Origin of the sequence: Nocardiopsis aegyptia (genome assembly GCF_013410755.1) — a bacterium.
Lineage (GTDB): Bacteria > Actinomycetota > Actinomycetes > Streptosporangiales > Streptosporangiaceae > Nocardiopsis > Nocardiopsis aegyptia.
In genome coordinates this window covers 4,312,572-4,336,969 of record NZ_JACCFS010000001.1, presented here as the reverse complement: position 1 = coordinate 4,336,969, position 24,398 = coordinate 4,312,572, and the positions used below count along the sequence as shown (strand labels likewise).

21 protein-coding genes and 1 pseudogene are annotated in these 24,398 nt (G+C 70.7%); 7 read left to right on the top strand and 15 right to left on the bottom strand.

Annotated features, from left to right (window positions below):
- Positions 1-129: 129 nt before the first annotated feature.
- Together HNR10_RS19390 and pdxH are read right to left on the bottom strand one after the other, a co-directional pair.
- Positions 130-831, bottom strand: a complete 702-nt coding sequence (locus HNR10_RS19390; RefSeq protein ID WP_179825587.1) for a metal-dependent transcriptional regulator — start codon at positions 829-831, stop codon at positions 130-132.
- 493 nt (positions 832-1,324) lie between these two features.
- Entirely contained in the window at positions 1,325-1,978 is a 654-nt protein-coding gene (gene pdxH / locus HNR10_RS19385) for a pyridoxamine 5'-phosphate oxidase (protein WP_179825584.1), read from the bottom strand.
- Positions 1,979-2,209: 231 nt separating this feature from the next.
- Here pdxH and serC point away from each other — a divergent pair, with 231 nt between their 5' ends.
- Positions 2,210-3,340: a phosphoserine transaminase gene (gene serC, locus HNR10_RS19380; RefSeq protein WP_179829830.1), complete on the top strand. Its 1,131-nt coding sequence runs from the start codon at positions 2,210-2,212 to the stop codon at positions 3,338-3,340.
- A gap of 237 nt (positions 3,341-3,577) precedes the next feature.
- Here serC and HNR10_RS19375 read toward each other — a convergent pair whose 3' ends face one another.
- A complete protein-coding gene (locus HNR10_RS19375) occupies positions 3,578-3,835 on the bottom strand; it encodes a hypothetical protein (protein WP_179825582.1) in 258 nt (85 codons plus the stop codon).
- A 223-nt stretch (positions 3,836-4,058) separates the two neighbouring features.
- Between HNR10_RS19375 and HNR10_RS19370 the strand changes: the two genes are divergently transcribed.
- Positions 4,059-5,069, top strand: coding sequence for a glycerophosphodiester phosphodiesterase family protein (locus HNR10_RS19370; RefSeq protein ID WP_312889348.1), 1,011 nt, complete (start codon positions 4,059-4,061; stop codon positions 5,067-5,069).
- Between the two features lie 184 nt (positions 5,070-5,253).
- On the opposite strand, the pseudogene HNR10_RS19365 reads toward HNR10_RS19370, so the two are convergent.
- The 7 genes and pseudogenes from HNR10_RS19365 to HNR10_RS19335 form a co-directional block, all read right to left on the bottom strand.
- Positions 5,254-5,550 (bottom strand): annotated as a pseudogene (locus HNR10_RS19365) (IS982 family transposase); the annotation flags it as partial.
- A gap of 76 nt (positions 5,551-5,626) precedes the next feature.
- Positions 5,627-6,835, bottom strand: a complete 1,209-nt coding sequence (locus HNR10_RS19360) for a zeta toxin family protein (RefSeq protein ID WP_179825575.1) — start codon at positions 6,833-6,835, stop codon at positions 5,627-5,629.
- Between the two features lies 1 nt (position 6,836).
- Positions 6,837-7,187: a hypothetical protein gene (locus tag HNR10_RS19355; RefSeq protein WP_179825573.1), complete on the bottom strand. Its 351-nt coding sequence runs from the start codon at positions 7,185-7,187 to the stop codon at positions 6,837-6,839.
- 214 nt (positions 7,188-7,401) lie between these two features.
- Positions 7,402-8,580, bottom strand: coding sequence for an amidase (locus HNR10_RS19350; protein ID WP_179825571.1), 1,179 nt, complete (start codon positions 8,578-8,580; stop codon positions 7,402-7,404).
- Positions 8,581-8,646: 66 nt separating this feature from the next.
- Entirely contained in the window at positions 8,647-10,074 is a 1,428-nt protein-coding gene (locus HNR10_RS19345; RefSeq protein WP_179825569.1) for an ABC transporter permease, read from the bottom strand.
- Between the two features lie 31 nt (positions 10,075-10,105).
- Positions 10,106-11,173 carry a nucleoside hydrolase gene (locus tag HNR10_RS19340; protein WP_246406307.1) on the bottom strand — a complete coding sequence of 356 codons (1,068 nt, stop codon included), beginning with the start codon at positions 11,171-11,173 and terminating at the stop codon, positions 10,106-10,108.
- A 494-nt stretch (positions 11,174-11,667) separates the two neighbouring features.
- Positions 11,668-12,741 (bottom strand): hypothetical protein, encoded by a 1,074-nt coding sequence (locus HNR10_RS19335; RefSeq protein WP_179825567.1) that lies wholly within the window; start codon positions 12,739-12,741, stop codon positions 11,668-11,670.
- Between the two features lie 88 nt (positions 12,742-12,829).
- On the opposite strand from HNR10_RS19335, the gene HNR10_RS19330 reads away from it, so the two are divergent.
- Positions 12,830-13,564, top strand: a complete 735-nt coding sequence (locus HNR10_RS19330; protein WP_179825565.1) for a 3-keto-5-aminohexanoate cleavage protein — start codon at positions 12,830-12,832, stop codon at positions 13,562-13,564.
- 114 nt (positions 13,565-13,678) lie between these two features.
- Here the strand turns inward: HNR10_RS19330 and thpR are convergent, their stop codons facing one another.
- From thpR to HNR10_RS19315, 3 genes are all read right to left on the bottom strand, one after another.
- Positions 13,679-14,266 carry an RNA 2',3'-cyclic phosphodiesterase gene (gene thpR / locus HNR10_RS19325; RefSeq protein WP_179825555.1) on the bottom strand — a complete coding sequence of 196 codons (588 nt, stop codon included), beginning with the start codon at positions 14,264-14,266 and terminating at the stop codon, positions 13,679-13,681.
- Positions 14,267-14,316: 50 nt separating this feature from the next.
- On the bottom strand, positions 14,317-15,858 hold the full coding sequence (locus HNR10_RS19320) for an MFS transporter (protein ID WP_246407413.1): 1,542 nt from the start codon (positions 15,856-15,858) through the stop codon (positions 14,317-14,319).
- Between the two features lie 196 nt (positions 15,859-16,054).
- Positions 16,055-17,512: an NCS2 family permease gene (locus HNR10_RS19315; protein WP_179825553.1), complete on the bottom strand. Its 1,458-nt coding sequence runs from the start codon at positions 17,510-17,512 to the stop codon at positions 16,055-16,057.
- Positions 17,513-17,690: 178 nt separating this feature from the next.
- Between HNR10_RS19315 and HNR10_RS19310 the strand changes: the two genes are divergently transcribed.
- From HNR10_RS19310 to HNR10_RS31785, 3 genes are all read left to right on the top strand, one after another.
- Positions 17,691-17,966: a DUF2530 domain-containing protein gene (locus tag HNR10_RS19310; protein ID WP_179825551.1), complete on the top strand. Its 276-nt coding sequence runs from the start codon at positions 17,691-17,693 to the stop codon at positions 17,964-17,966.
- A gap of 10 nt (positions 17,967-17,976) precedes the next feature.
- Positions 17,977-19,473 (top strand): DUF7059 domain-containing protein, encoded by a 1,497-nt coding sequence (locus HNR10_RS19305; protein WP_179825549.1) that lies wholly within the window; start codon positions 17,977-17,979, stop codon positions 19,471-19,473.
- Between the two features lie 116 nt (positions 19,474-19,589).
- Positions 19,590-19,718 carry a hypothetical protein gene (locus HNR10_RS31785; RefSeq protein WP_281390147.1) on the top strand — a complete coding sequence of 43 codons (129 nt, stop codon included), beginning with the start codon at positions 19,590-19,592 and terminating at the stop codon, positions 19,716-19,718.
- A gap of 118 nt (positions 19,719-19,836) precedes the next feature.
- Here HNR10_RS31785 and HNR10_RS19300 read toward each other — a convergent pair whose 3' ends face one another.
- On the bottom strand, positions 19,837-20,262 hold the full coding sequence (locus HNR10_RS19300) for a hypothetical protein (protein ID WP_179825548.1): 426 nt from the start codon (positions 20,260-20,262) through the stop codon (positions 19,837-19,839).
- A gap of 131 nt (positions 20,263-20,393) precedes the next feature.
- Here HNR10_RS19300 and HNR10_RS19295 point away from each other — a divergent pair, with 131 nt between their 5' ends.
- On the top strand, positions 20,394-21,008 hold the full coding sequence (locus HNR10_RS19295; RefSeq protein WP_179825546.1) for a TetR/AcrR family transcriptional regulator: 615 nt from the start codon (positions 20,394-20,396) through the stop codon (positions 21,006-21,008).
- Between the two features lie 77 nt (positions 21,009-21,085).
- Here the strand turns inward: HNR10_RS19295 and HNR10_RS19290 are convergent, their stop codons facing one another.
- Complete coding sequence (locus HNR10_RS19290) at positions 21,086-24,235, bottom strand: sacsin N-terminal ATP-binding-like domain-containing protein (protein ID WP_179829828.1); 3,150 nt, start codon at positions 24,233-24,235, stop codon at positions 21,086-21,088.
- Positions 24,236-24,398: the final 163 nt, after the last annotated feature.

Sequence of the window (24,398 nt, the reverse complement as noted above, 5' to 3'; positions counted from 1 at the left end):
GTCATGAGCTGCATACATGCTCGCTCCGGGTACTCCGAACGACCGCACCTTGGGGCGAGCGTAGCAACACCCCGGACGTTCCCGCAGCGCAATGTGACAATCCCGATGAGCAACCAATCCAGACGCGGTTCACGGCTTGGCGACGAAGACGTGCCCGGCGACGTGCGCGGGAAGCTCGGCCTCCTCCGCGTCCCCGCCGACCACGCGGACCCCGTCGTCCGTCGCGCTCAGCACGACTTCCTGCCCGGGTCGTACCCCGGATCTGCGGAGACTGAGCATGATGTCGGGATCCGACTGGAGCTGTTCGCTGATGCGTCGCACGGTGACGGTGATGTCCGAGTTCGCGGCCACGTCGAGCATGGGCACGATGGAGTCGTCGGTGAAGGGTTCGGGAGCGTAGTCCTCCAGGCCCAGCTCGTCCAACCCCGGGATGGGGTTGCCGTGCGGGCACACCGAGGGGGCGTTGAGCAGCGTCACCAGACGCTCCTCCACGGCCTCGGAGATGACGTGTTCCCAGCGGCAGGCCTCGATGTGCACGTCCTCCCAGGGGAGTCCGATGACGTCGACGAGCAGCCGCTCGGCCAGCCGGTGCTTGCGCATGACGTGCGTGGCCAGTTTGCGGCCCTCGGCCGTCATGACCAGGTGTCTGTCGTTCTCGACACGCAGCAGGCCGTCGCGCTCCATACGAGCGACTGTCTGGCTGACCGTGGGGCCGCTCTGGTGCAGGCGCTCGGCGATCCTGGCTCGAAGCGGGACGATGCCCTCCTCTTCGAGCTCGAAAACCGTCCGGAGGTACATCTCCGTGGTGTCGATCAGCCCGTGTGCGGTCAAGTCTCCCCTCCCAAGGCTCTGTGCCCGACGCATGTTCGGCGGGCACGGCAGGTCTCTCACAACACAGGCCGGGGCGGCGTGATTCCCTGGGGCCGAGTGGGGACCGGGGCGTCCGCAGGTCCGCGGGAGCGACCACCGATGACACCAGCATATCGTGACGCCACCGACACCCATTTCGCCGGCGTCTCACGATGCGGACACGGTCGCGCCGCCAGCGCCCCGGACCGGTCGGCCGAGCGCCGCTCCGGCCGTGACCGCGCCGGACAGAGGGGCCCTGTCCTGCACCGATGCTCCGCGGGGGGCGCTTTCCCGCCCTTCCGGACGAACGCGCGGACCGCGCGGTCAAGATCACGTCACGGTCCTGAAGGTCGGGACAGGACTCCGGGCGGGCCAGGGTTCCACGCAGCGGGCCAGGGTTCCAGGCAGCCAGGGCTTCAGGCGGGCCAGGGTTCGAGGCAGCCAGGACGTCAGGCGGGCCAGGGTTCGAGGCAGGTCAGGGTTCCAGGCGGTCGACGGCCCACCCGCCCCCGGAATCGCGCAGGTAGCGGAACCGGTCGTGCATCCGGTCGGCGCCGCCCTGCCAGAACTCGACCTCCTCCGGCAGCAGCCGGTACCCGCCCCAGTAGGAGGGCCGGGGGACCTCCTCGTCGGGCGCCCACACATGGTCGAACTCGCGGTAGAGCCGGTCGAGCTCGTCCCGGTCGGCGACCGGCTGCGACTGGCGCTCACTGGCCCAGGCGCCGAGCTGGGAGCCGCGCGGCCGGGTGGCGAAGTAGCGGTCGTTCTCCTCGTCGCTGAGCCGTTCCACCCGGCCGGCCATGAGGACCTGGCGCCGGACGGCGTGCCAGGGGAAGACCAGGCCGGCCCGCGGGTCGGCCGCCAGCGCCCGCCCCTTGCGCGAGGTGTAGTTGGTGAAGAAGCGCAGACCCCTGCTGTCATAGCCCTTCATCAGCACCGTGCGGGCCCTGGGCATACCGCTCGGCTCCACGGACGCCAGCACCATGGCGTTGGGTTCGGCCAGTCCGGACTCGACGGCGTCGTTGAACCACAGGTGGAACTGGGTCATCGGGTGGTCGGCCAGATCCGAACGCCGCAAGGGTTCGCCCATGTACGGTTTGCGCAGTTCGGCGGGGTCTCGGTGGTCCACAGTGGGCATCTTCTCGTGTCGGGGCTGCCCCGCGCCACCCGACCCCGGGCACGGCGCCCGAACGCACGTCACTTCCTCCGGTCCCGTTCCTCCGTTCCCGTCGCACGGATCCGGGCCGCCGCCGACCGCCCGGAGCCAGGGCGCCTGTGACGCGCTGGTGCGCCCTCACGTGATTTCACGCTGCGAGAAACCGCCCTGACCGGTGGTGTCGTGACCGCGGCCACTACCCTGGTGACCGTGACCGACGAGATTCAGATTCCCGCGAACCTGCTGCCCGCCGACGGACGCTTCGGCAGTGGCCCGTCCAAAGTCCGCCCAGCGCAGCTCGACGCGCTGGCCGCCTCCGGCCCCCGCTACATGGGGACCTCCCACCGCCAGAAGCCGGTGAAGTCCCTGGTCTCCCGCGTGCGTTCCGGCGTGCGCGACCTGTTCTCCCTGCCCGAGGGCTACGAGGTCGTGCTCGGCAACGGCGGCACCACCGCCTTCTGGGACATCGCCGCCCACGGACTGCTGCGCTCCAAGTCGCAGCACCTGGCCTTCGGTGAGTTCTCCAGCAAGTTCGCGAAGGTCGCCAAGGGCGCTCCGTGGCTGTCGGAGCCCACCGTCATCTCCACCGACCCCGGCAGCCACGGCGAGGCCGTCGCCGAGGCGGGCGTGGACGTGTACGCGCTCACCCACAACGAGACCTCCACCGGTGTGGCCGCCCCGATCAAGCGGGTCGCCGGCGCCGACGACGACGCCCTCGTGCTCGTGGACGCCACCAGCGGCGCGGGCGGGCTGCCCGTGGACATCGCCGAGACCGACGTCTACTACTTCGCCCCGCAGAAGAGCTTCGCGGCCGACGGCGGCCTGTGGCTGGCCGTCATGTCGCCCAAGGCGCTGGCCCGGGTCGACGAGATCGCCGCGAGCGGCCGGTACGTCCCCGAGTTCTTCTCGCTGACCACCGCCGTGGACAACTCCCGCAAGGACCAGACCTACAACACCCCGGCCGTGGCCACGCTGCTGCTGCTCGCCGAGCAGTTGGAGTGGATGAACGGCCAGGGCGGTCTGGACTGGACGGTGGCGCGCACCGCCGAGTCCTCCTCGATCCTCTACACCTGGGCCGAGAAGTCGGCGGTGGCCACGCCGTTCGTCACCGACCCGGCCAAGCGCTCGCAGGTCGTCGGAACGATCGACTTCAGCGACGACGTCGACGCCGCCGCGATCGCCAAGGTGCTGCGCACCAACGGCGTCGTGGACACCGAGCCGTACCGCAAGCTGGGCCGCAACCAGCTGCGCGTGGCGATGTTCCCCGCGGTCGAGCCCTCCGACGTGCAGGCGCTCACCGAGTGCATCGACCACGTGCTCACCCGGCTCTCCTGACCCGGTCCGCCGGCATTGGAGAAGAGGAGGCCGACCCGCCGCACGCGGGTCGGCCTCCTCTCTTCTACTTCTGGGGTGCCGTCCCGGCTTCGAGCAACTCCCGGGCCCGGAGCGACCCGATCCGACGAATCGAGATGCGCTCACGGATGGGCTTGGTACTCGGCGTTGGCCCGGCCTCATCCGCCACAGACGCCTCCAGGGAGAGACGTCGGCGCGATCACCCTCTTCGGTACACCCTCACAGACCCTCCACGACAGTGGACAGTGCGCTGTCGAGCGAACCGGCGACGTGTTTGAATCCTGTGAAGGACTCTTCCTCTGGGGGATTGACGTCGTAGCCCCACTCGCTCCGGTCCGCCGTGCTCTGGATCACCACGAAGTCGCGGCCGGACCGAATATCGATCCCGACCGCGCCTGACGGAAAGACCTCGACGTCGATACGGGCTCCGGACGGTACGCGTGAAGCGACGGTCCTCCTCAGGTCATCGGCGCCCACCCAGACCTCACCTTCGCGTTCGTCGCAGGGGACACAAACTCCGGAGAGGCTACCAGGGCCGGGAATCCGCGCCCGAGGTATGCCGAACGCCGCAATCGTGCCCTGGCCACTCTGGTCGGTGAGCGGTCATCCTCGTGGAGAATGGAGGCCGACCCGCCGTGTGCTGGTCGACCTCCCCGCTTGTCTACTTCTTCTGGCTTTCGCTTCTCAGGACGGTTCGGCTGTGCGCAGGAACAGGAACAAGACGGAAATCCCGATCAAGATCATCTCCCACCGCGGGGCCTCCGGGCACCGACCGGAGCACACCCTGGCCTCCTACGAGCTGGGTGCGCGCCACGGGGGCGACTTCATCGAGATGGACCTCGTCGCGACCAGGGACGGTCGCCTGATCTGCCGCCACGAGCAGGAGATCGGCGGGACCACGGACGTGGCCTCGCGCCCGGAGTTCGCCGACCGGCGCACGACGCGCACGATCGACGGCCGCGAGGTGACGGGGTTCTTCGCCCAGGACTTCACGCTGGCCGAGATCAAGACGCTGCGGGCCGTGGAGCGGCTCCAGGACGTGCGGGCGATGAACGCGATGATGGATGGGGCCTACGAGATCCCGACCCTGGAGGAGGTCATCGACCTGGCGTTCTCCCTCACCAAGGAGTTGGGCCGCCCGATCGGGATCTACCCCGAGACGAAGCACCCCGCCTACCACGTGGCGCAGGGCCTGGAGCTGGAGCCGACGCTGATCGCGGTGCTGCGCGAGGCGGGCCTGACCGGCGAGGAGCCGGAGCTCCCGGTGTTCCTGCAGTCCTTCGAGGCGGAGAGTCTGCGCAGGCTCGCCGAGACGGAGCTGCCCCTGGTGTACCTGATGGGGACCGAGGAGCACTGGCGGCACTTCACCACACCCGACGGCCTGGCCGAGGTGGCGGCCTTCGCGCACGCGATCGGCCCGCACAAGAGCCTGGTGGTGCCGGAGAACGAGGACGGCACGCTCGGGGAGCCCACGGACCTGGTGGAGAACGCGCACGAGGCCGGCCTGCTGGTGCACCCCTGGACGTTCCGCAGCGAGAACCACTTCCTGCCCGCCGACCTGCGCTCGGACGGCGAGCCCGGCGACTTCGGGGGGTTCGCCGCCGAGTACGAGATGTTCTTCGAGGCCGGAGTGGACGGAGTCTTCACCGACTTCTCCCGGCACGCCTTCCTGTGCCGGGAACACTTCCTGGACCCGCAGCCCGTCGACTAGGAACGTCCCGGATACTCGACCTGCTGTGTGTCGCCTCGGCGACGCTCTCACCGAGTTCTCATCAGTCGGCAGCCCATCCAGGGGACCTCCTTCCTCGGCCCTGCGAGTGGACCACCAGACGCACGGCTCGCGACGGGAGACACCACGGAACACTGCCTAGTCAGACCGTTGATGGGGGCCTTGGTCAGTGGTCGCATGCCACCAGTGATCGCTTGACCGGGGCACCGATCCGCCAGTGGAGCCGGATCCCGGCCTTCAGGGCCAGGATCCGCTGGCGCACCCGCGCTCGGAGCCCTTCGGTGGTGTGGGCGTTGTGACGTTCCAGGACGAGCCCGAGGTCGACCTGGACGCTCTCGGTGCCAACTCCCGCGAAACCCTTGTCGCACACGATCGCGCACGGCCCCTCAACGCGCTCCTGGGCATGGAGCAAGTGCAGGGCTTGTTCGCGTTCGCCACGTTCCTCGGGGTGGGCCAGGGAGAAGGTTCAACAGCAGCTCTGACCGGGCCGATTTGCGGTTACGGGCGCACCTCCCCCGTCTCCCTGTGTGGCCACACAACTACAGCTCCAGGTCAGGACCCTCCTGTGGCCCACTGTTCCGTCGACCACCGTCGAGCGAGGGCGTGTTGGTGCCCTCTAGGCCCGGGGGGACAATACTCTGCGCGAAGCGTCGGACCGTCTTGGGGGCTTTCATCGCCTCCATGTAGCGCGTGCGGTCGGCCGGCGTGGCGGAGAAGTACTCCTCCGGACTCGATGGCAGGTCAGCGTTGTCCACACCGCGCTGGCCCGCCATAAATACCGCCTTCTGCACTTTCTGGTACCACGTGTGCTTGGCGAGCTGTTTCTCCTCGCCCTCATAGGCCACCTCGGCCATCTTGTCCGCATCAGAATGCAGCGCAAGGAATGAGGGAGCTGTTTCGGAGTTCAACTCACGTCTAGTAACGATCTGTTTAGAGAGCTCACTGTAGGATGCAAGCCAAGCTTCCGCTTCCCTTTTTCCGAACGGAAAGCCTCCGTCCCCCCTGTTCACCCTCAATGCCTCTGCTGCACGCGCCGCACCAACCAGCCTCCCATCGCCCCCACGGGTGTTCTCATAGAGCGGATCACCTTGGCGGTTAGTTACCAGGACCCTATGAACAGAAGGACTCTTCTCCAAAGCGGACACGGTTTCGGGTATATTGTTGTAAATCCTGTCATGGGCATCAGTCGGATTCCACCGACCCCTACCTGGGGCTGAATTGAGATACCGGCCTACCATGTCCAGGCGACTCTGGGCCTCCGGAGTTGCCAGCGCAACGACCTCGACTTTGTACCCACTGTGGGAAACTCCCTCTTCACCCTTTACCGCACTCCTCGGCTCCGCGAATTTTTCGGCGAACGAACGGGGACCCTGAGGGTTCGAGAAAGTTCCTTCGACGACTACGGAGATCCCTTGATCATAAGCGTAGTCGCGACACATTCTCGACCATTCCTGCATAGCTTGAGAGGTTGCCTGAACCATTTGATCAGGACATTCTCTCATGATTTCTTTATATTTTGGATGCTGCGACCTAAAGCTGTCAGGGTCGATCTCCACGATGCCGGGATTCTGCTCTCTGATATTCTTCAGAGCAGTCGATTTTCCAGCGGCCAACTGTCCGCCCAAGAGAATAATTACTGGCTTACCGGCGGCCGCCTTGCTACCCTCGAAGACGGATTCCCGGATGACATCATCGAATACCTCCCTGAGCTTCTCATCCTTGACCTTGAACCTTTTCTGAACCTCCATCTCACTCCTGGCCCAGGCGCTCGATCAGGTGTTCCATTCGCAGGATCTCAGCGATCATCGTCTCCCGGTCGGTCGGATCGACAGCACGTTGATTCCTCCGGACCGATAGGATGGCCGCCTTGGCGGAGCTCTTCTCCTCAGCGGTGGCAGCGTTGTGGAAACGATGAGCGTATTCCCCGGCCAGGTTATTAGCGACGTCCAGGAAGATCTCGTGGACCACCGTCAGGTTGGTGTTGGGTCCGAAACGATCGCCAGCGGTTCCCTCGGGTAGGGATTCGGACACGGTCAGCCTCAGTTCTGTTTGTTGTGCACGACTGCTGTCTGAGATGCCCGCAAGGGGTACTCGGTTCATGCCCGGGGCACATGGGCCAGCTCAGGCGGCCACCAGGACGGTACCGATGATCATCAAGGGCGGCAACGGGCTCCTCCGCCGTGTTCACCGACTTCTCCCGGCACGCCTTCCTGTGCCGGGAACACTTCCTGGACCCGCAGCCCGTCGAGTAGGGACCGGAGCCTACGCCGGACGGCGGGTGGCGGATGCGGGGTACCGATGGGGCACCGGTCGGCTAGCCGCGGCGGGCGTCCGGTCCCAGCGGGGTCAGGGAGGACCACGGGACGTTGCGCTCGTAGTCGGCCGCGGCGGCCATCAGCAGGTCGTCACGGTGGTGACCGGCGACCAGCTGCACACCGACCGGCAGTCCACCGTCGGACAGCCCGGCGGGCAGGCTGATCGCCGGGTGCCCGGTGATGTTGAACAGCCAGGTGAAACCGACGCTCATCACCTCACCGGGGCCCTCGTGCCCGTGCGCCAGGTTGGGCGTGGTCGGCGTGACCAGCAGATCCACCGAACCGAACACGTCGTCGAGCGCGGCGCGGTTGCCGGTGTCGTCGTCCCGAGCCTCGGTGACCGGGCCCTGGCTCCGCCTGGCGAACCAGCTGGCGGCGGGGTCGGTGAGCGCCAGGTCCCGCTCCTCCAGCGACACCCGGGCGCCTTCGGTCCACCTCCGCACGGCCCGGTGCGCGACCCGGGCAACCTCCGGATCTACCTGATTGAAGCCCAGCGTGGGCGACCACGCCGCGCGCAACGGCCGGGACAGGGGTGGCGCGGGTGCCTCCCCCAGGACGACCGACCGGTAGAGCTGCACGTCGGCCACGGATCGGGCGACGGGCCCGCCGATCGCGAGCCCGGCCCTGTCCCGGGCGGGCAGCAGACCAGTGGTCGGTTTGTAGCCGACCACACCGCACCAGGCGGCGGGTATCCGGGTGGACCCGGCCCCGTCGCTCGCCGTCGCCAACGGCACCATCCCCGCCGCGACGGCGGCGGCCGATCCCGCCGACGACCCGCCGGGGGTGGCGTCGGCCCGCCAGGGGTTGACGGTCCGGCCCCGGTCCGTCGCGCCCCAGGTCTTCCACTCCGTTCCGGGACCGGGCACCGAGGTCGAGCCGACGGGGATCGCCCCGGCCTCGATCAACCGGCGGGCCTGGAGCGACCCGACTCCCTCGGACGCCTTCACGGCCAAGGGGACCCCCGCGAGGGGGAGGTGTTCCCCGCGGGCCACGCCCGCGTCGACCGCTGACGCGCGTTCCCTCGCGGTGTCCGCCCAGACCTCTCGGAACGCCCTGATCCCGACGTCGAGTCGTTCGATCGACTCCAGGGCCGCCTCGACCACCGCCACGGCACTGACCTGGCCGCCCCGCACCCGTTCCGCGATCCCGCCGACACCGACCCGATCGACAGCGTCCACTCCCCTCCCCTCTCCGACCCGCGTCGGCCGCCCACCCGGCTCACCGGGCAAGCGGCCGAAGCCGGTTCAACGCTCGATGTCGCCGCCGTCCGGTGAGTCACTGCCCGGTTCCGGTGTACTTCCAGAGTTCGGCGATGCCGTGCCGGACGAGAGGGTTCCACGTTGAGCGATACGCGCGGCCCTCGACATTCCGGGCGAGGGCTGGGCGGTCTGCGCGAGGCGCGCGGCTCGGGAGGTACCCGACGGTTGCTGACCGTCCCGAGCGATACGCGTCGCCCGGGACGTCTCACCCGTCTTGGTCTTGCCGATCTGCTCCACGAACTGCCGCTTCTCCTCGACGCTTCCCTTCTCGTCGAACCTGGCCCAGGCCCGGTCCCTGACCTCGGGGGGCACGTCGCGGGCGTCGAGTTCCCTGGCGAGACCCTTCACCTGGTCCTTGTCACCACGCCTGACGAAGCTGTCGAGAACAGTCGTCAACCTGTTGTCGCTCGTCTGCTGATGCTCGACCCATGACCGGACCTCGCTGGTGAAGTCATGCTGCTTCCGCAGGAGCTCGCCCTTCCAGTCCAGACCGGCGTCCCGCTTCTGGGCAGACTCCCTGGCGACGTCCGTGACCGCGTCCAGGGCGACCACCTTCACTGCTTCCCGCACGCGCGCGTCCCGATATTCGGGGGCGACACGCCGTGGGTTGATGCCCTCGGTCGGATTGGGCACGTCCCTCTGACGCATCTGGTCAGGACCCTGTGAGGTGATCCGTCGGGGGCTGTCGAGAGGTCCGTGCATGGTCTCCTCGATGACCCCGAGCGCGTCCTTGTTTCCAAAGGTCTGGGAGAAGTCCTCCGGGAGTTCGGACTTGGGTAATCCGTTCCAGACCTCGTCCGCTTCCTGGTGGAAGACGTAGCCGAACTTCGTCTCCGGTCGGGGATCGTCAGGGGACTTGCCCAGGAAGGCGTACCTCCCGGTGAACTCCGTCTCCGGGTAGGCCTCCGTCAGCAGTTCCTGTACGGTTCCCTTGAAACTGGTGTCGACGAGCGTGACCGAGCTGTTCTCGACCCCGATCGGGACTCCGTTCCTCTCGAACATCTCGGCCGTGGTGCTGTACGACCCTTCCACGTGGTCGGGATTCACCTTTCCGCGGGCACCGCGAAAGGCCTCGATCCGGTCGAACGACTTGCCCTGGTCCCTCTCGATGTCCTGGAGGGCGGCTTCGGCCACGGCCCGAGAGAGCGTGACGAAACTGCAGTGATCCTTGTAGAACTCAGGATCCAATTCCTTCGTCGCCCGGCTGAGCGAGGCCCCGTCCCGGCCGAGGAAAACGATCCGATGTCCGGGCGGTTTCTCCGCGACGTCGTTCTTGAGATCATCGTGCATCTGCGCCGCGATGGAGACCATGAACGGTGCCGTGTGCTCACAAAAGACGTCATACGCCTCGCGTACGGCTCGTGACTCCTTCGGCGAGAGGCCGTACTCCTCTTCCAGTTGTCTCAGGTCCATCTATCCTCGGTTTCTGGACGCTACGAAGGAACTACCGCCGAACATCGGTGCTGTGGTCCACAGTCGTCAGGGTCTTCTCCAGCCAGCGGTTGAAGGGCTCGTACTTAGCAGAAGCACTCATCCACACCTCGGTACCGCTGTCGGACAAGGACATCCGACCCAACTCGTCCAGTCGCACCCTGGCCAGGTTCATATTGACAAAGGTCTTCCGCAGGGCCGCGGTCAGAGTCAGAGCATCGTGCTGCATGCTGCCGGGGTGAAAGGACGAGAACCACTGGTTCAGATGGGCACGGAGAAGTCCCTGCCATCCCCGGCCTCCCGTCTCGCCCAGCATTCGATAGAGGCCGCTTTCCCGGGTGACCTCCATCTCGGGCCGGAAGGTCACGTCCGAGGTCACGAGACGAAGCTCCGGCAACCGCCCACTCTCCACCGCCGCGAACACGCGGTGAGCCGCATCAACGTCCATCCGGACGTTGTGCTCCGCCCGAGAGGGGTCGCGGTAGTTGATGGCTCCCCCCATCTGTGTGACCTGGAGCCGCTCCCCCGCTTCCGGGATCTCCTCGAGTACTCGGGCGAGGTTGCTGAAGGCGCCCATGCCCACCCAGCGGACGGGGCCCTCGAAGGTCTCGAGGAGTTCCCTCACCGCACCCACGACGTCCGTGGGCTGGGCAGGGACCGCTTCGTGGATGAGAGGCCCCGCACAGAAGTAGCGACTGTCTCCGACACTGTGTCCCGCCACCACCCGGACGTCGCGACAACCCATCAGGCTCAGCAGAAAGCGGGCGAAGCGGGCCCGCTGGCCGTATCCGGCCGCACCTCCGGTCTCGTCGTTGGTCAGGACCAGCGCCAGTTCGGGGACGGTCCTGGCCGCGGCGGCCAGGGCGATCGCGTCGTCGGGATCCCCACCAATGTCCGTGTCCACGATCATCGGCGTGCCACGGAGGTTCCGCGGCCACGAGGCCCCCTGACCGAGTTCGGCGGCCAGGTCCCCGATCGCACTGCCCGGGAGCCGGTCACCGAGGGCGATGAGCGCCTCCCGTTCGGCCCGCAACTCATCGATACCGCGGTCGTCATCATCGTCTGAATACGACATGTCCATTCATCCCCTGACTCTCAAGACGTGGAGAAGTCGACGACTGCCACGTCGGAAGGCGGTCGGTGGTTCGTGTGGCAATGATTGGCCACGCACCTGAAGAAGGGCCGTGTGGGCCCACAACTGGGACATTATGGGGCTCAGGTGGCGCCTCTTCCACTCGCGGCGTCCAGTCACTCCGGCCTCCCCCGCATTGGGCATCGCCTGGCGGGGCACCTGGAGCCGGGAGTGCGTGACACCACGTGGACGGTCACCGGGGACGCGTCAACCAGGAGGTCGGGTCGACGGGTTCGATCTGAAATTCGTCCACTGTGGGGACGAAGACGCAGAGGGCTGATCGTTCCTTGCCCTTCCACGGGTCGGCCGGTCACGTTCTCTCCAGCCGGACGTTTCGAGCCGAGCTCGACACATCCGGTGTGTGGGATGCGCTGACGAGCGGCTCCGTTCATTTCTGGAAGCGAGAACACTCACGGGTTCAGCATCTGCAGGAGTCGACAGGCTCAGCCGCGGCGGGCGAGGAGGACGATGCCGGCGATGAGCAGGGCAGCGACCGCGGCGCCGCCCACGATGAACGGAAGCGCCCCGCCCTCACGGTCGCCGGCGGCCTCTCCTCCCCCGGTGTCCGCGCCGTCGTCGGCGGACGCGCTCTCCTCGGGGGTCTCGACCGGCTCCCCGCTCAGGTACTCGTCGGCCAGCGGCACCGACCACACCGGCGCGGCCGCCCCCTCGGTCCCGGCCATGAGCGCGGTCCCGTCTGGGGTGAAGGCGATCGCCTCGCCCTGGTCGGACTCGGGCAGGTCGAAGGAGCCCAGCGACGTCCCCGGCACGCCGTCGGTGGAGTCGTAGATCGTCACGCCCCAGTAGGTGCGGATGGCGTAACGGGTCCCGTCGGGGTGGAAGGCCGCGTCGGTGGCGAACAGCGGCGCGGAGTCCACGCGCTCCAGCACGTTCTCCGCCTCCGGGTCCAGGGTCTCCGGGGCCGCGTACAGGCCGCCGGAGAACTCCTTGGACACCACGTACAGGCGGCCGTCGCGGGGGTCGATCATCATCGCCTCGGCGTCGCGGCCGCCGTCGGCGTAGGTGAGCGTGAACACCTGCGGTTCGATGAGCGCGTCCGTCAGGGGGTCGGGCTCGGCGAACCGGAGCACCCGCACGCTCGGCCAGCTCCCGCCGTAGTTGTCGCCGATGTCGCCGACGTACACCGACGACCGCCCCTCCGGGTCCTCCGTGACGGTGACCGCCTCCCAGTCGCGCAGCTCCACCGCCAACGAGACCGTCGCCAGGGTCTCGCCGTCCCCGTTCACCGCGTAGACGTCGGGCAGGAAGTCGCCGCTGTCGTTGTGGGTCCACCACACGCCGTCGTGCACGCCCGAGGGCGCGAGTCCGCTCGACTCCGCGATCCGGGGGTCCTGGAAGGTGAAGGCGGTCTCCGAGCCCTCCGGCCCCTCGCCCCCGCGCGGGTAGTCGAACCCACCGGTGCCGGAGTCGTCGGGTTCGGCCGTCTCCGCCGCGGCGGGGACCGGAGCGAGGGCGACGATCAGAGCGGCCACGGCCGGCACGAGCGGTCTTGTCATGTCCGCCATCCTGCCAGGGGTCGGCACGGGTGGCTTGCAGCCGGGCGGTAACGGGCACATGTGGCATACAGGGCCGTGAGGAGGACCCATGAGGATCGAAGCCTGCCTGAACGGTGACCGCCGCCCCGGCGCGCACCCCGCCCTGCCCGTCTCCGTGGACCAGGTGGTGGCGGACGCGCACGCCGTGGTCGCCGTGGGGGCGACCTCGATCCACCTGCACCCGCGCGACCCCAGCGGCGCCGAGTCGCTGGAGCCGCAGGTCGTGGCGCCCCTGATGGAGGCTCTGCGCGAGAACGGACCCGCTGTGCCGGTGTCCCTCACCACGTCGCTGTCGGCCGAGTCGGACCCGTGGCGCCGCTACGACCTGGTGCAGAGATGGGCCTCGTCGGCCCTGCCGGACTCGGTGACGGTCAACCTGCACGAGGCGGGCTCGATCGATCTCGTGCACCTGCTGAACGACCGCCGCGTCCCCGTGGAGGCCGGGGTGTGGACGGTGGAGGCGACCCGCATCCTCATCGCCACGAAGATCGAGGTGAGCGCGGTGCTGGTGGAGCCGACGCAGGTGGCGGTGGAGGACGCGCGGAGCAACGCGGACGCGATCCTGTCCCTGCTCGACCGCGCGAGGGTCGGCGCGCCCCGGCTGCTGCACGGGACGGACGCGACCACCTGGCCGATGCTGGAGGCCGCGATCGAGGCCGGATACGACATCCGTGTCGGGCTGGAGGACACCCTGCGCCTGCCCGACGGGGACGAGGCCCACGACAACGCGGCCCTGGTCGCGCACGCCGTGAGCCTGGCCGGCGCCGCCCACCGCGTCGGCTGAGGGCACCGGCGACCGGGGGTCAGCTCAGGAACGCGCCGAGGATGACGATGAGCATGATGGAACCCAGCACCACCGGCAGCAGCCAGCGCTGCTTGCGGTTGTTGGTGAGCATGCTCATGACGTGCTCCGCTCAGGAGATCGGGGATCGGGTTCCCACCCTAACGTCCAGGTCCGAACGGTTCGGTAGGGGTCGTCCGCACCGGGGCGGCTCTCCACCAGGTGCACGTGGCGCGCCGGCCACGGGCGTCCGCGCAGGGCACCGAGGGCGTGCACGGTGTCGGCCAGGTCGCGCGGGCGGCGGCTGCGCGCGACCGTGACGTGCGGCACGTAGGGCCGGGCGTCCACCGGGATCCGCACCGAGCGCGCCGCCGCGCGCAGGCCCCGGGCGAGCGAGTCCAGGGCGTCGGTGTCCCCGGTGATCCCGGCCCACAGCACGGAGGAGCGCGTCCGGTCCTGGGGGAAGCGTCCCCAGCCGCGCACGGCGATCTCGAAGGGCGCGTGCGCGCCGGCCTCCGCGCCCAGGGCGGCGGACAGGTCGGTCAGGACCTCCCCGTCCACCTCGCCGAGGAAGACCAGGGTGATGTGCCAGCCGCCGGGCGGGGCCCAGCGCAGGTCGGGCGTGTGCCGCCGGCCCGCGCCGACCGCCGCGCGCAGGGCGTCCAGGGTCTCCTCCGGCGGGACCAGGGCCACGAACAGTCTCATGCCACCATCCTTCCCGCCCGGGCGCCGCCCTCGCGGCCGCGGCTCGCGGTTCACACCGGCGTCGCCGCTCCCCGGGAGGAGGTGCCCCTGCGGGTCCGCCGCCCGCCGTCGGGAGCGGTGCCGCCGGGCCCCGCTCGGGTCCCGTCGTCCGCTCCACCAGCGGTGTCCCGGACGGCCTCGGCGTCGGCCCCGGACCCAGCCCCAGCCCCGGCGCCGCTCACCGCCTCGGCCCCGGCTCCGGCCCCAGCCCCGGTGCCGCTCACGGCTCCGGCTCCGGCCCCAGTCCCAGTCCCAGTCCCAGCGTCGGCCTCGGTCCCGTCCGCCGCCGTGTCGCCGTCGGACGGGGCGTCCTCGCGCCACCGGGCGGGCAGCAGGGCACGCCAGCGGACGTCCTTGGCCCGCATGAGCAGCACCGAGAGCACGGACACCACGACAACGGTCACCGCGCCGCCGGTCACCAGGCTGGCCCGGGGGCCGAAGGCGTCGGCCAGCAGCCCGACCACCGGCGCACCGATCGGGGCCACGCCCATGAACACCAGCAGGAACATGCTCATCACCCGGCCCCGCATCCGGGAGTCCACCGTGAGCTGGAAGGTCGCGTTGAGCGTGGTCACGTACGTCATGAAGAGCACGCCCATGGGCACCAGGACGACCACGAACGCCAGGTAGCCCGGCATGAGCCCGGCCGCGACCTGGGTCACGCCGAAGCCCATCGCGCCGATGAGCACCAGCCGCACCCGGGGCCGGTCCCGGCGGGCCGCCAGCAGCGCCCCGACCAGCGCGCCGACCGCCAGCGCGGCCGCGGCCGTACCGAAGGCGGCGGCTCCGGACTCGAACACGTTGTTGACCATCAGCGCGATCTGGTTCTGCCCGTTGGCGCCGAAGAACTGCACGCTCGCGGCCAGGACCAGCAGCAGCACGAGGTCGCGCCGCCCGGCGACGTAGCGCAGCCCCTCACGGATCTGACCCTTGCCCTTCGGCACCGGTTCGGGGGTGCGCAGGTCGGCGGTCCGGATCATCAGCAGCGCGACGATCGTGAAGGCGAACGAGAACCCGTTGATGACGAACACGGGGCCGCTGCCGATCCAGGCGATCAGCAGGCCGGCGATCGCGGGCCCGGTCACCCGGCCGAGCTGGAAGCTGGCGCTGTTGAGCGCGATCGCGTTGCTCAGGTGCTCCCGGTCGACCATCTCCGGTACGAACGCCTGCCGCCCGGGATTGTCCAGCACCGTGATCATGCCGAGCGCGAAGGCGAAGACGTACACGTGCCACACCTCGGCGGCACCGGCGGTGGCCAGGATGCCCAGCCCCACGGCGAGCAGGCCCATCGCGCCCTGCGTGAGGATCAGCAGCCGTCGCTTGTCGAGCCGGTCGACCAGCGCGCCGCCCCAGAGCCCGAACAGCAGCAGCGGCAGGAACTGGAGCGCGGTCGTCATGCCCAGCGCGATGCCGCTGCCGTGGCTCAGCTGCAGGACCAGCCAGTCCTGGGCGATGCGCTGCATCCACGTGCCGGGGTTGGACAGCAACTGACCGAGCGCGTAGAGCCGGTAGTTGCGCACGGCCAGGGAACGGAACATCGGCACGCGCATCAGTCCACCACCGCCCCGGCGGGCCCGGGGAGGGGCATCGGCCGTCTTCGCATGTGGGCACGGAGGAGACACGGAGAGTACTGGAGGCACAAAGGTAAACGGCGTTGACTCATCATTCGAGTCAACGTCGTCCACCTGGGTCCGCATTCCCGCCGGGGCGGGAATCACGGAGCGGTCAGCCGAGGGGCGTCAGCCGGGGTCAGCCGATGAACGCGTAGATCGGCGCCTCGGCGAAGTGGATCAGGAACACCAGCGAGATCAGCCACAGCAGCGGGTGGACCTGGCGGCCCTGCCCCTGGACCGTGCGGACGAAGGTGTAGGTGAGCAGGCCGAAGCCGATACCGTTCGCGATCGAGTAGGTGAACGGCATCATGATGATCGCCATGAAGGAGCCCAGGCCGATGGCCGGGTCCTTGAAGTCGATGTTGGTGACCTGCGTCATCATCATGAAGCCCACGATCACCAGCACCGGGGTGGCGGCCTCGAACGGCACCAGCGACACCAGCGGGGTGAACAGGGTGGCGACGAGCATCAGCGCGCCGGTGACGATCGGCGCGATGCCCGTGCGGGCGCCCTCACCGACACCGGCGGCGGACTCGGCGTAGACCGTGTTGACGGACGCCGAACCCACGCCGCCCAGCAGGGTGCCGACGGCGTCGGCGGCCAGCACCTCGCGGGTGTTGGCCATGTTGCCGTGCTCGTCGGCCAGCCCGGCCTGGTGGGCCACACCGACCATGGTGCCCATGGTGTCGAAGAAGTCGGCCAGCAGCAGCGTGAAGACCAGCATCACGACCGTGGCGAAGCCGATGTCGGACCACCGGGCGATGACGTTGAGGCCGCCGTCGGCGAACAGGCCGATGACGCTGAAGTCCGGCGCGGCGACGAGCTCGCCGGTGCTCGTGGGCAGGCTCGGCACGGTCAGGCCCCAGCCGAGGGCGTCGCCGCCGTCGCCGAGGGCGGTCTCGACCACGATCGCGAGGATCGTGGCGATGACGATGCCGATGAGCAGGGCGCCGCGCACCTTGCGCACGTACAGCGCGATGCTGATGAGCAGGCCGACGACGAAGACGAGGATGGGCCAGCCGTTCAGGCCGCCGTTGCCGAGCTGGACGGGGGTGCCCTCGCCCGCCTGCACGAACCCGGCGTTCACCAGGCCGATGAGGGCGAGGAACAGGCCCACGCCGACCGCGATACCGGTCTTGATGCCGGCCGGGATGGCCGCGAAGACCGCGGTACGGAACCCGGTGAGGACGAGGATGAGCAGCAGCAGGCCCTCGACGATCACCAGGAGGAAGACGTCGGCCCAGGGCATGAGCGGGGCGAGTCCGTAGGCGATCACCGCGTTGAGGCCCATGCCCGCCGCGATGGCGAACGGGTAGCGGCTGACGATGCCCATGACGATGCAGGAGATCGCCGCGACGAGCGCTGTGACGGCGGCGATCTCGGGGATGCCGAGCGTGTCGCCGTTCACGTCCTCGGCGGTGCCGATGATCAGCGGGTTCAGCACGACGATGTACGCCATGGCGAAGAACGTCGCCAGGCCGCCGCGGATCTCCGTGCCGACGGTCGATCCGCGTTCGGACACGCGGAAGAAGCGGTCCACGGGATTGGCTGGGGCGCCGGCGGTGCCGGTGGGGGATGGTTTCGGTGCGTTCACGTCGTCAGCCTGACCTGGTCGTGTTAAGGGACAACAAGGATTCTGCGCCAGATTAGTTGCAGCTTTGTACAACTCACGCCACCTCAGTCACGTGTGTTTCAGAGGAATCACCATATCTTCGGGCGATCCGGTGATCGGATGTGAGCAACGCATCGCTGCCAGCGGATAGCCTTGACCCGTGCGTAAGCCCCGCCGCCCCGACCCGGACGTCCACGAGAGCGACTACCGCGTACCCGCCGCCCTCGGCACCCTCGCGTGGGCGGTCGCGCTCGTCGTGCTCCTCGCCGTGGGCGTCCCCGAGTCCGAGCGGTGGTGGATCGGGGTCTGCGTCACCGGCATCGCGCTCGGCGTCTTCGGGTTCCTCTACATCCCGCGGCTCCTGCGCCGCCGCTCCGAGGCCGAGGCCCGCCGCGACGCCGAGCGCACGTCACGGGGCACCGTCCCCCCTGCCTGATAATGGGCACGTGTCTGAGACTGATTTCCCCCGCGGCCTGGCCGAACGCCTCCGAGGCATCCTCATCGACGCCGACTACACGGTGTCGGGCGTGCGCGACCGCCTGGGCGACGCCGCGGCGCGCGCCCTGGCGCGCGAGGAGCTCGTGCCCGCCCTGCGCGCCACCGGCGGGGACGAGCGGCTCGGACTGCTGTTGCGCCTGTGGTGGCTGCGATCGCCCATCCCCGAACGTTCGGCGCGCACGATACTGCCCATCGAGGAACTGGCCGAGAACGGTCTGGTGACCGTGGACGAGGGCCCCGAGGGGCGCGTCGTCCGCGCCCTGGTGCACCTGGGCCCGTGGGAGCTGGAGGACGGCAGACCCGGGTTCGTGGTCTCCGACCCCAAGGTGCGTCCCGGTTCGGGTACCGTCCCCAGCCCCGACCACGTGGTGGGCGCGGGCGGCGCGTCCTCGACCCTGTCCCAACTCATCGTCAACGGGCCGGCCGACCGCGCGCTGGACCTGGGCACCGGGTGCGGCGTGCAGGCGCTGCACCTGGCCTCGCGGGCCCGCGAGATCGTGGCGACCGACCTCAACCCCCGCGCGGTGCGCCTGGCCGGGATCAGCCTGGCCCTGTCGGGCGTCACCGGCGCCGAGCTCCGCCAGGGCTCGCTGTTCGAGCCGGTCAAGGGCGAGCGGTTCGACCTGATCGTGTCGAACCCGCCGTTCGTCATCACGCCGGAGGCCTCGCGGTACACCTACCGGGAGTCCGACCTGCCGGGCGACACCGTGTGCGCGGAGCTGGTGCGCCAGGCGCCCGCCCACCTGACGGAGGGCGGCTGGTGCCAGATCCTGGCCAACTGGGTGCACTCCGACGGCGACGACTGGGAGGACCGGGTCGGCGGCTGGGTCACCGGCACGGGGTGTTCGGGCTGGGTCGTCCAGCGCGACGTCCAGGACCCGGCCGAGTACGTGGAGCTGTGGCTGCGCGACTCCTGCGAGCACGGCACGCCCGAGTACACGCGCCGCTACGACGCCTGGCTGGACTACTTCGAGCGCGAGGGCATCAAGGGCATCGGGTTCGGCTGGATCAGCCTGCGCAACGACGTCGCCCAGGACGCCACCGTGCGGGTCGAGGAGCTCAGGCACGAGATCGAGCGGCCGGTCGGACCGTACCTGCCCGAGGTCGTGGACGGGGCGATGACGGCGCTGCGGCTGACCGACGCCGCCCTGCTCTCGGCGCACGTGGCGCTCGCTCCCGGTGTGGTGGAGGAGCGCGTGGGGCGGCCGGGGGCGCCGGACCCGGAGAAGATCGTGCTGCGCCAGCGCGACGGCCTGCGCCGGGTGGCGCGAATCGGCACGGTGGAGGCGGCGCTGGCGAGCGTGTGCGACGGCACGATGCCGGTGGGGCCGCTGCTCGACGCGATCTCCGAGCTCATGGGCGAGGACTCGGCGGTGATCCGCGAACGCACGCCGGACGCGCTGCGCACGCTCATCTCGGAGGGCTTCTTCCGCGTCGCCCGTTGAGGACCCGGCGACGGACCTGGTGACGCAGCCCGGTTCGGCCGAGCGCTTCCGAAAACCCTCTGCCCCGACGGGCGTGCCGCACGAGGATCCTGCCGAACCCGGGAGGAGGAAGAGCAGTGCACTTCGCCCTACTCTTCGCCCTTGAATTCGAGGGCGCTGCCGGTCAGGACCTCGAAGGGACCCTCGACGCGACTCTGAAGCCGCTGATGGCGCCGTTCCGGGAGAACCTGGAGTTCCCTCCCTAGCGCGACCACGCCTACGAGGACGACTGGGAGGACGCCTACCTGGTCACCGTCGGCTGCCACGTGTGACGGGCGCGACGCCGCGCACCGCCGACCGCCCGTGCGCGGACGGGCGCGCGGATCACCCACCCGTGAAGACGACCTCGCCGGAGCCGCGCTCGTGGTCGTCCTCCAGCAGGACGAACCCCGGCGCGGCGGTGTCGACGACCACGTCGTCGGAGCACTCGAACACGACCGTGTGGGTCTCGCCCGGCGGGAACGCGGGCAGGTCGGCCGGGAGCCGCACCGCGCACGCGATCCGGGGCCCGTCCGGGCCGAAACCGACGTCGGGACGGTAGCCGGAGTAGAAGGGCGTGCGGCGCCCGCCCTCCTCGGCGGGATACAGGGTCAGGTCGGCGGCGAAGGGCTCCCCGGCCGCGTAGGACTGTTCGTCCGGGACGCCCTTCGGGCCGCCGGGGGATCCGCCGGGCTCGGCTTCGGGTGCCCGGGAACAGCCCGCGGCGGAGAGCGTCGCGGCGAGGAGCAGGAACGAGGCGAGGACGCGCATGGGGGGATTCCGTTCGACCGGCACACGTGCGGGGGCACCACCTACGACGCCGCGGTACCCCGTTCCTGTTCCGGAACGGACGCGTCCTGTACGTGTTAGGTTTTTCCCTGCCCTTCCCAGGAGGTGACCCCATGGCCCGCGCCGGGCTATCCGCCGCCAGGCTGACCGAGGCCGCCGCCGAGATGGCGGACGAGACCGGGATCGAGGCGGTCACGCTGTCCGCGCTCGCCCGGCGCTTCGGCGTGAGGGACGCCAGCCTGTACTCGCACGTCCGCAACCTGCGGGACCTGCGGGTCCGGGTGGCCGTGCTGGCCGGCGAGGAGATGGCCGAGCGCATCGCGGAGGCCGTCGCGGGGCGTGCGGGCAGGGACGCGCTGGTCGCGTTCGCCGACGCCTACCGGGACTACGCGCTCGAACACCCCGGCCGCTACGCGGCGACCCAGATGCGGTTCGACCCCGAGGAGGTCGCCGACTCGGCCGGGCTGCGCCGCAGCGTGGACCTGACGTACGGGATGCTGCGGGGCTACGGGCTCACCGAGCCGGACCTGACCGACGCGGGCCGCCTCCTGCGCAGCACCTTCCACGGCTACGTCCACCTCGAACTCGGCGGCGGCTTCGCGCACTCCCGCGAGGTGGAGGCGTCCTGGGCGCGCTCGCTCGACGCCCTGCACGCGCTGCTGGAGCACTGGCCCGCACGGAGCGGGCCGGACCTCCGGGTCGGACCGGGCTCCGCGGCGCACCCGTAGCGTCCCCGCGGCCCACCGGGATCTTCCCCCGTACCGGCACCGCCGGTGGCTCCCCCACCGCCCCGAGCGGGCGGTGGTCAGTCGAGGTCGGACTCGGCCAGGAGGCGGGCCGCCGACGAGGGGTCCCTCAGGGCGGCGGCCACCGCGTGGCGCCGGGGCCACTGGCCGGCCCGCCAGCACAGTGCCCGCGCCAGTCCCTCCGGAGTGGCCGCGTGGATCGTGCCGTCCCCCGCGTACCACTCGACCTCCACACCGTCCACGGTGAGCGACGGGTGGTGCAGGTAGGTGCGGTCCGGCTCGTCGTCGGACTCCAGGAAGAGCGCCGCCTCGTCCGGAACCGGCCGCAGCTGGCCGGTGGTGCCGATCTCCCCCGTCACGGCCTCCGACGCCATGGCGAGGTCGAGGACGTCGGCCACCGCGTCGGCGGTGTCCGTGGGCGCCAGCACGAGCGGGCGGTCGTCGAGCAGCGGCAACAGGTCCGGTGAGTCCAGGACCAGGACGTCCTCGGCGTCGGCGACGACGATCGCGCCGCCGATGACGGCCCGGACCCGGGCCGGCGGCGTGACCAGGTCGGTGTCGACCTCCGCCAGCGCCGCCCACACACGGCGCAGCGCGGCCCGGTCCACGTGCCGGTCGGGGTCGGCCAGCCGGGCGAGGAGGTCGTCCGGCCCGTCGGGGTCGGCGACCAGGTCGTCGAGGCTCGTGCGCACACCCAGCGCGCGGGCGAACTCCGGGTCGACGTCGGCGGGCACCACGTCGTAGAGCCCCGCCAGGGCGGGGTCGGCGTCGGCGGTGCGCAGCTCCACCGGGGCCCGCCCGCCGACCAGGGCGCGGGTGCGCAGCCACCAGGCGGTGTAGGAGGGCACGTCGGCCACCCGGCCGTCGGGCAGCACGAGCCGCGCGGGCGCGGTGACGGCCTCGCGCAGCGGGCTCCGCGAGAGCATGGCCAGGGCGCGCGGCCACTGGTCGTCGGCGATGTAGTCCAGGTCCACGACGCACACGAGTTCGGGCGCGACCGGCGGCAGCTCGGGGTCGCCCACGCGCTCCAGCATCTCGTCGGCCCAGTCCTCCAGGCCGTCGGGGCCGTCCTCCCCGGCGGCGCCGTCGAACTCGTCCACGAGGTCGTCGCCCAGAGCGGCGTCCTCCGCGCGCACGACGGTCAGCTCCCACAGGGCACCGACCGCGCGCAGGGCCTCGGTGCCGTGCCTCTCCACCAGGTCGGCGTGGACCGTGCCGAACGGCGCGTCGGCCACGAGCAGGTCGGCCAGCGGCGCGCCGGGGACGAGCAGCTCACCGGCCACGGAGTAGCCGTCCTCGTCGTCGCGCAGGGCCAGCTCGGCCAGCCAGGGGGCGTCCGCGACCGTGGTACCGGAGGCGGCGACCAGGTCCAGGACCGCCTCCGCGATCGGTTCGGGGTCCTCGGCGTCCAGCGAGTTGCGGACCGCCGCCTCGGTCCGCGGGTCGGCCAGGACGGCGGCCGCTCCGGCGTCGACCGCGCCCAGGCGGCGCAGCAGCGGGTGCACGGCCTCGGGGTGGACCACGCGCACGCCCAGCGCGGACAGGGCGGCAGGGTCGGGCCGGTGGCCCTGGGCGTCGGCCACGCGCTCCCAGTCGTCCGTGGGCAGGAGCAGGGAGCGCGGTCCCCGGACGAGCCGTCCGTCGGCGAGCGGGACCGGCAGGGCCCCCAGTTCGTCGAGGTCGGCGCCGGCGCTGCCCGCGTCGGCCAGGGCGGCGTACAGCTCGGCCCACCAGCGCGGCGGCCGGTCGGTGTCGGCGATGAGGTCGGCGAGGTCGGCCAGACCGATCCGGTCCACGCGCAGGGCGGACAGCCCGGGGTGGCGCGGGCTCCAGGTCCCCGGCAGCAGTTGCGGGACGAGCTCGGCCAGGGCCGTGGCGACCCCGGCCGCGCCGTCCGGTCCGCCGGTGTCCAGCAGTACGGCGTCGCGCGGCGGGACCGGTGCCCCTGCGGCGGTGACCAGGAAGGGCGTGTCGCGGAGGGGTTCGGCGACGCGGGCGCGGAAGGCGGCGTCGACCGCGCCGCCGCCGACCCGGGTGCCGGGCACCAGGTCCAGGGCCGCGCGCGCGGCGAATCCGCGCAGCAGGGCGCAGTAGGCGTCGGCCGCCTCCGACAGCAGCAGGTCCGTGGCGGGTCCGGGCTGGACGGCGCGCCGGTCGCTGCCGAGCGGGAAGGTGCCGATGAGGACCGCGGGCAGGTCGAGCCCGGTGCCGGTGGGCGTGGGCGCGTGCACGACCCGGTCCACGTCGGCGGGCAGGGGCGCGAGCGCGCCGTCCTCGTCCACGGGGACGGCCCAGGTCAGCGCCCACCCGGTTCGGCCGCGCTCCTCGGTGGGGCGGTCGGTGAGCAGGGACGGGTCCAGGGAGCCCGAGCGGGTCAGCACCCGCCACAGCGTGGTGCGGGTGCCCTCGGCGTCGCGCAGGGTGGTGACGAGGTCGGCGCTGTCGGTGGACACGTCCTGGCGGGTGATGGCGCGCTCGGTGCCGTCCACGGCCACCTGGACCTCGGACAGGCCGGGCAGGGCGAGCACGAGTGCCTCGCCGGTGCGCTCCAGCAGGTCGCGGACGCGCTCGACGGTGGCCTCGTCGCGCAGGCGGACCGTGACGACGGTGTCGTACCCGCTCCTGGAGGTGTCGGTTCCGGCATCGGCGTCGGTGTCGGGAGGGAACGGCAGGCGGAGCATCGGAACGTGGCCCGAGCGCCGCCGGACCTCCTCGGCGAGGTCGGCGTGGGCGGTGCCGCCGGAGAGCAGGTCGGCGACCGCGGCGCGGGCCCGCTCGGCGTTGAAGCACACGGCCGAGCCGCCGGAGCGGACGGTGACGTCGTCGCTGAGGGCCGCCACGGCGGAGAAGCCCACGCCGAACCGGCCGGCGGAGCCGTGGTCGTCGCGCTTGGTCGAGGCCCGCAGGGTGGCCAACGACTCCACGCCCTCGGGCGTCAGCGGCTCGCCCGTGTTCGCGGCGGTGAGGTCGGACCCGTCCAGGGACAGGCGCAGCCGTCCCGGGACACCGGCGCGGCGCGCCGCGTCGGCGGCGTTCTGGGCGAGCTCCACCACGACACGGTCACGGTAGCCGCCGAGGGCGAAGTCCTCCTCGGCGTTGGCGTCCTCGCGGAACCTCGCGGGGGCGTCGGCCCAGGCCGCGAGCACGCGTCTGCGCAGCTCGGCCGTGTTGTAGGGATCGACCCGCGAAGCGGTCACCGACTCGGCCATGGTGGTTTCCTCCTGCGCTGCGGGCACGGCCCGGCATGGTGCACCCCGGACGGGAGCGAGTGCGGTAGTGACGACCCTAGCCCACCGGCGGGACCCCGGGGGGTCGGCCCCGGTCGTCCGGCGTGCCCGCGCCCAGGAGGTGGCGCGGGCGCTCGGGACGGCG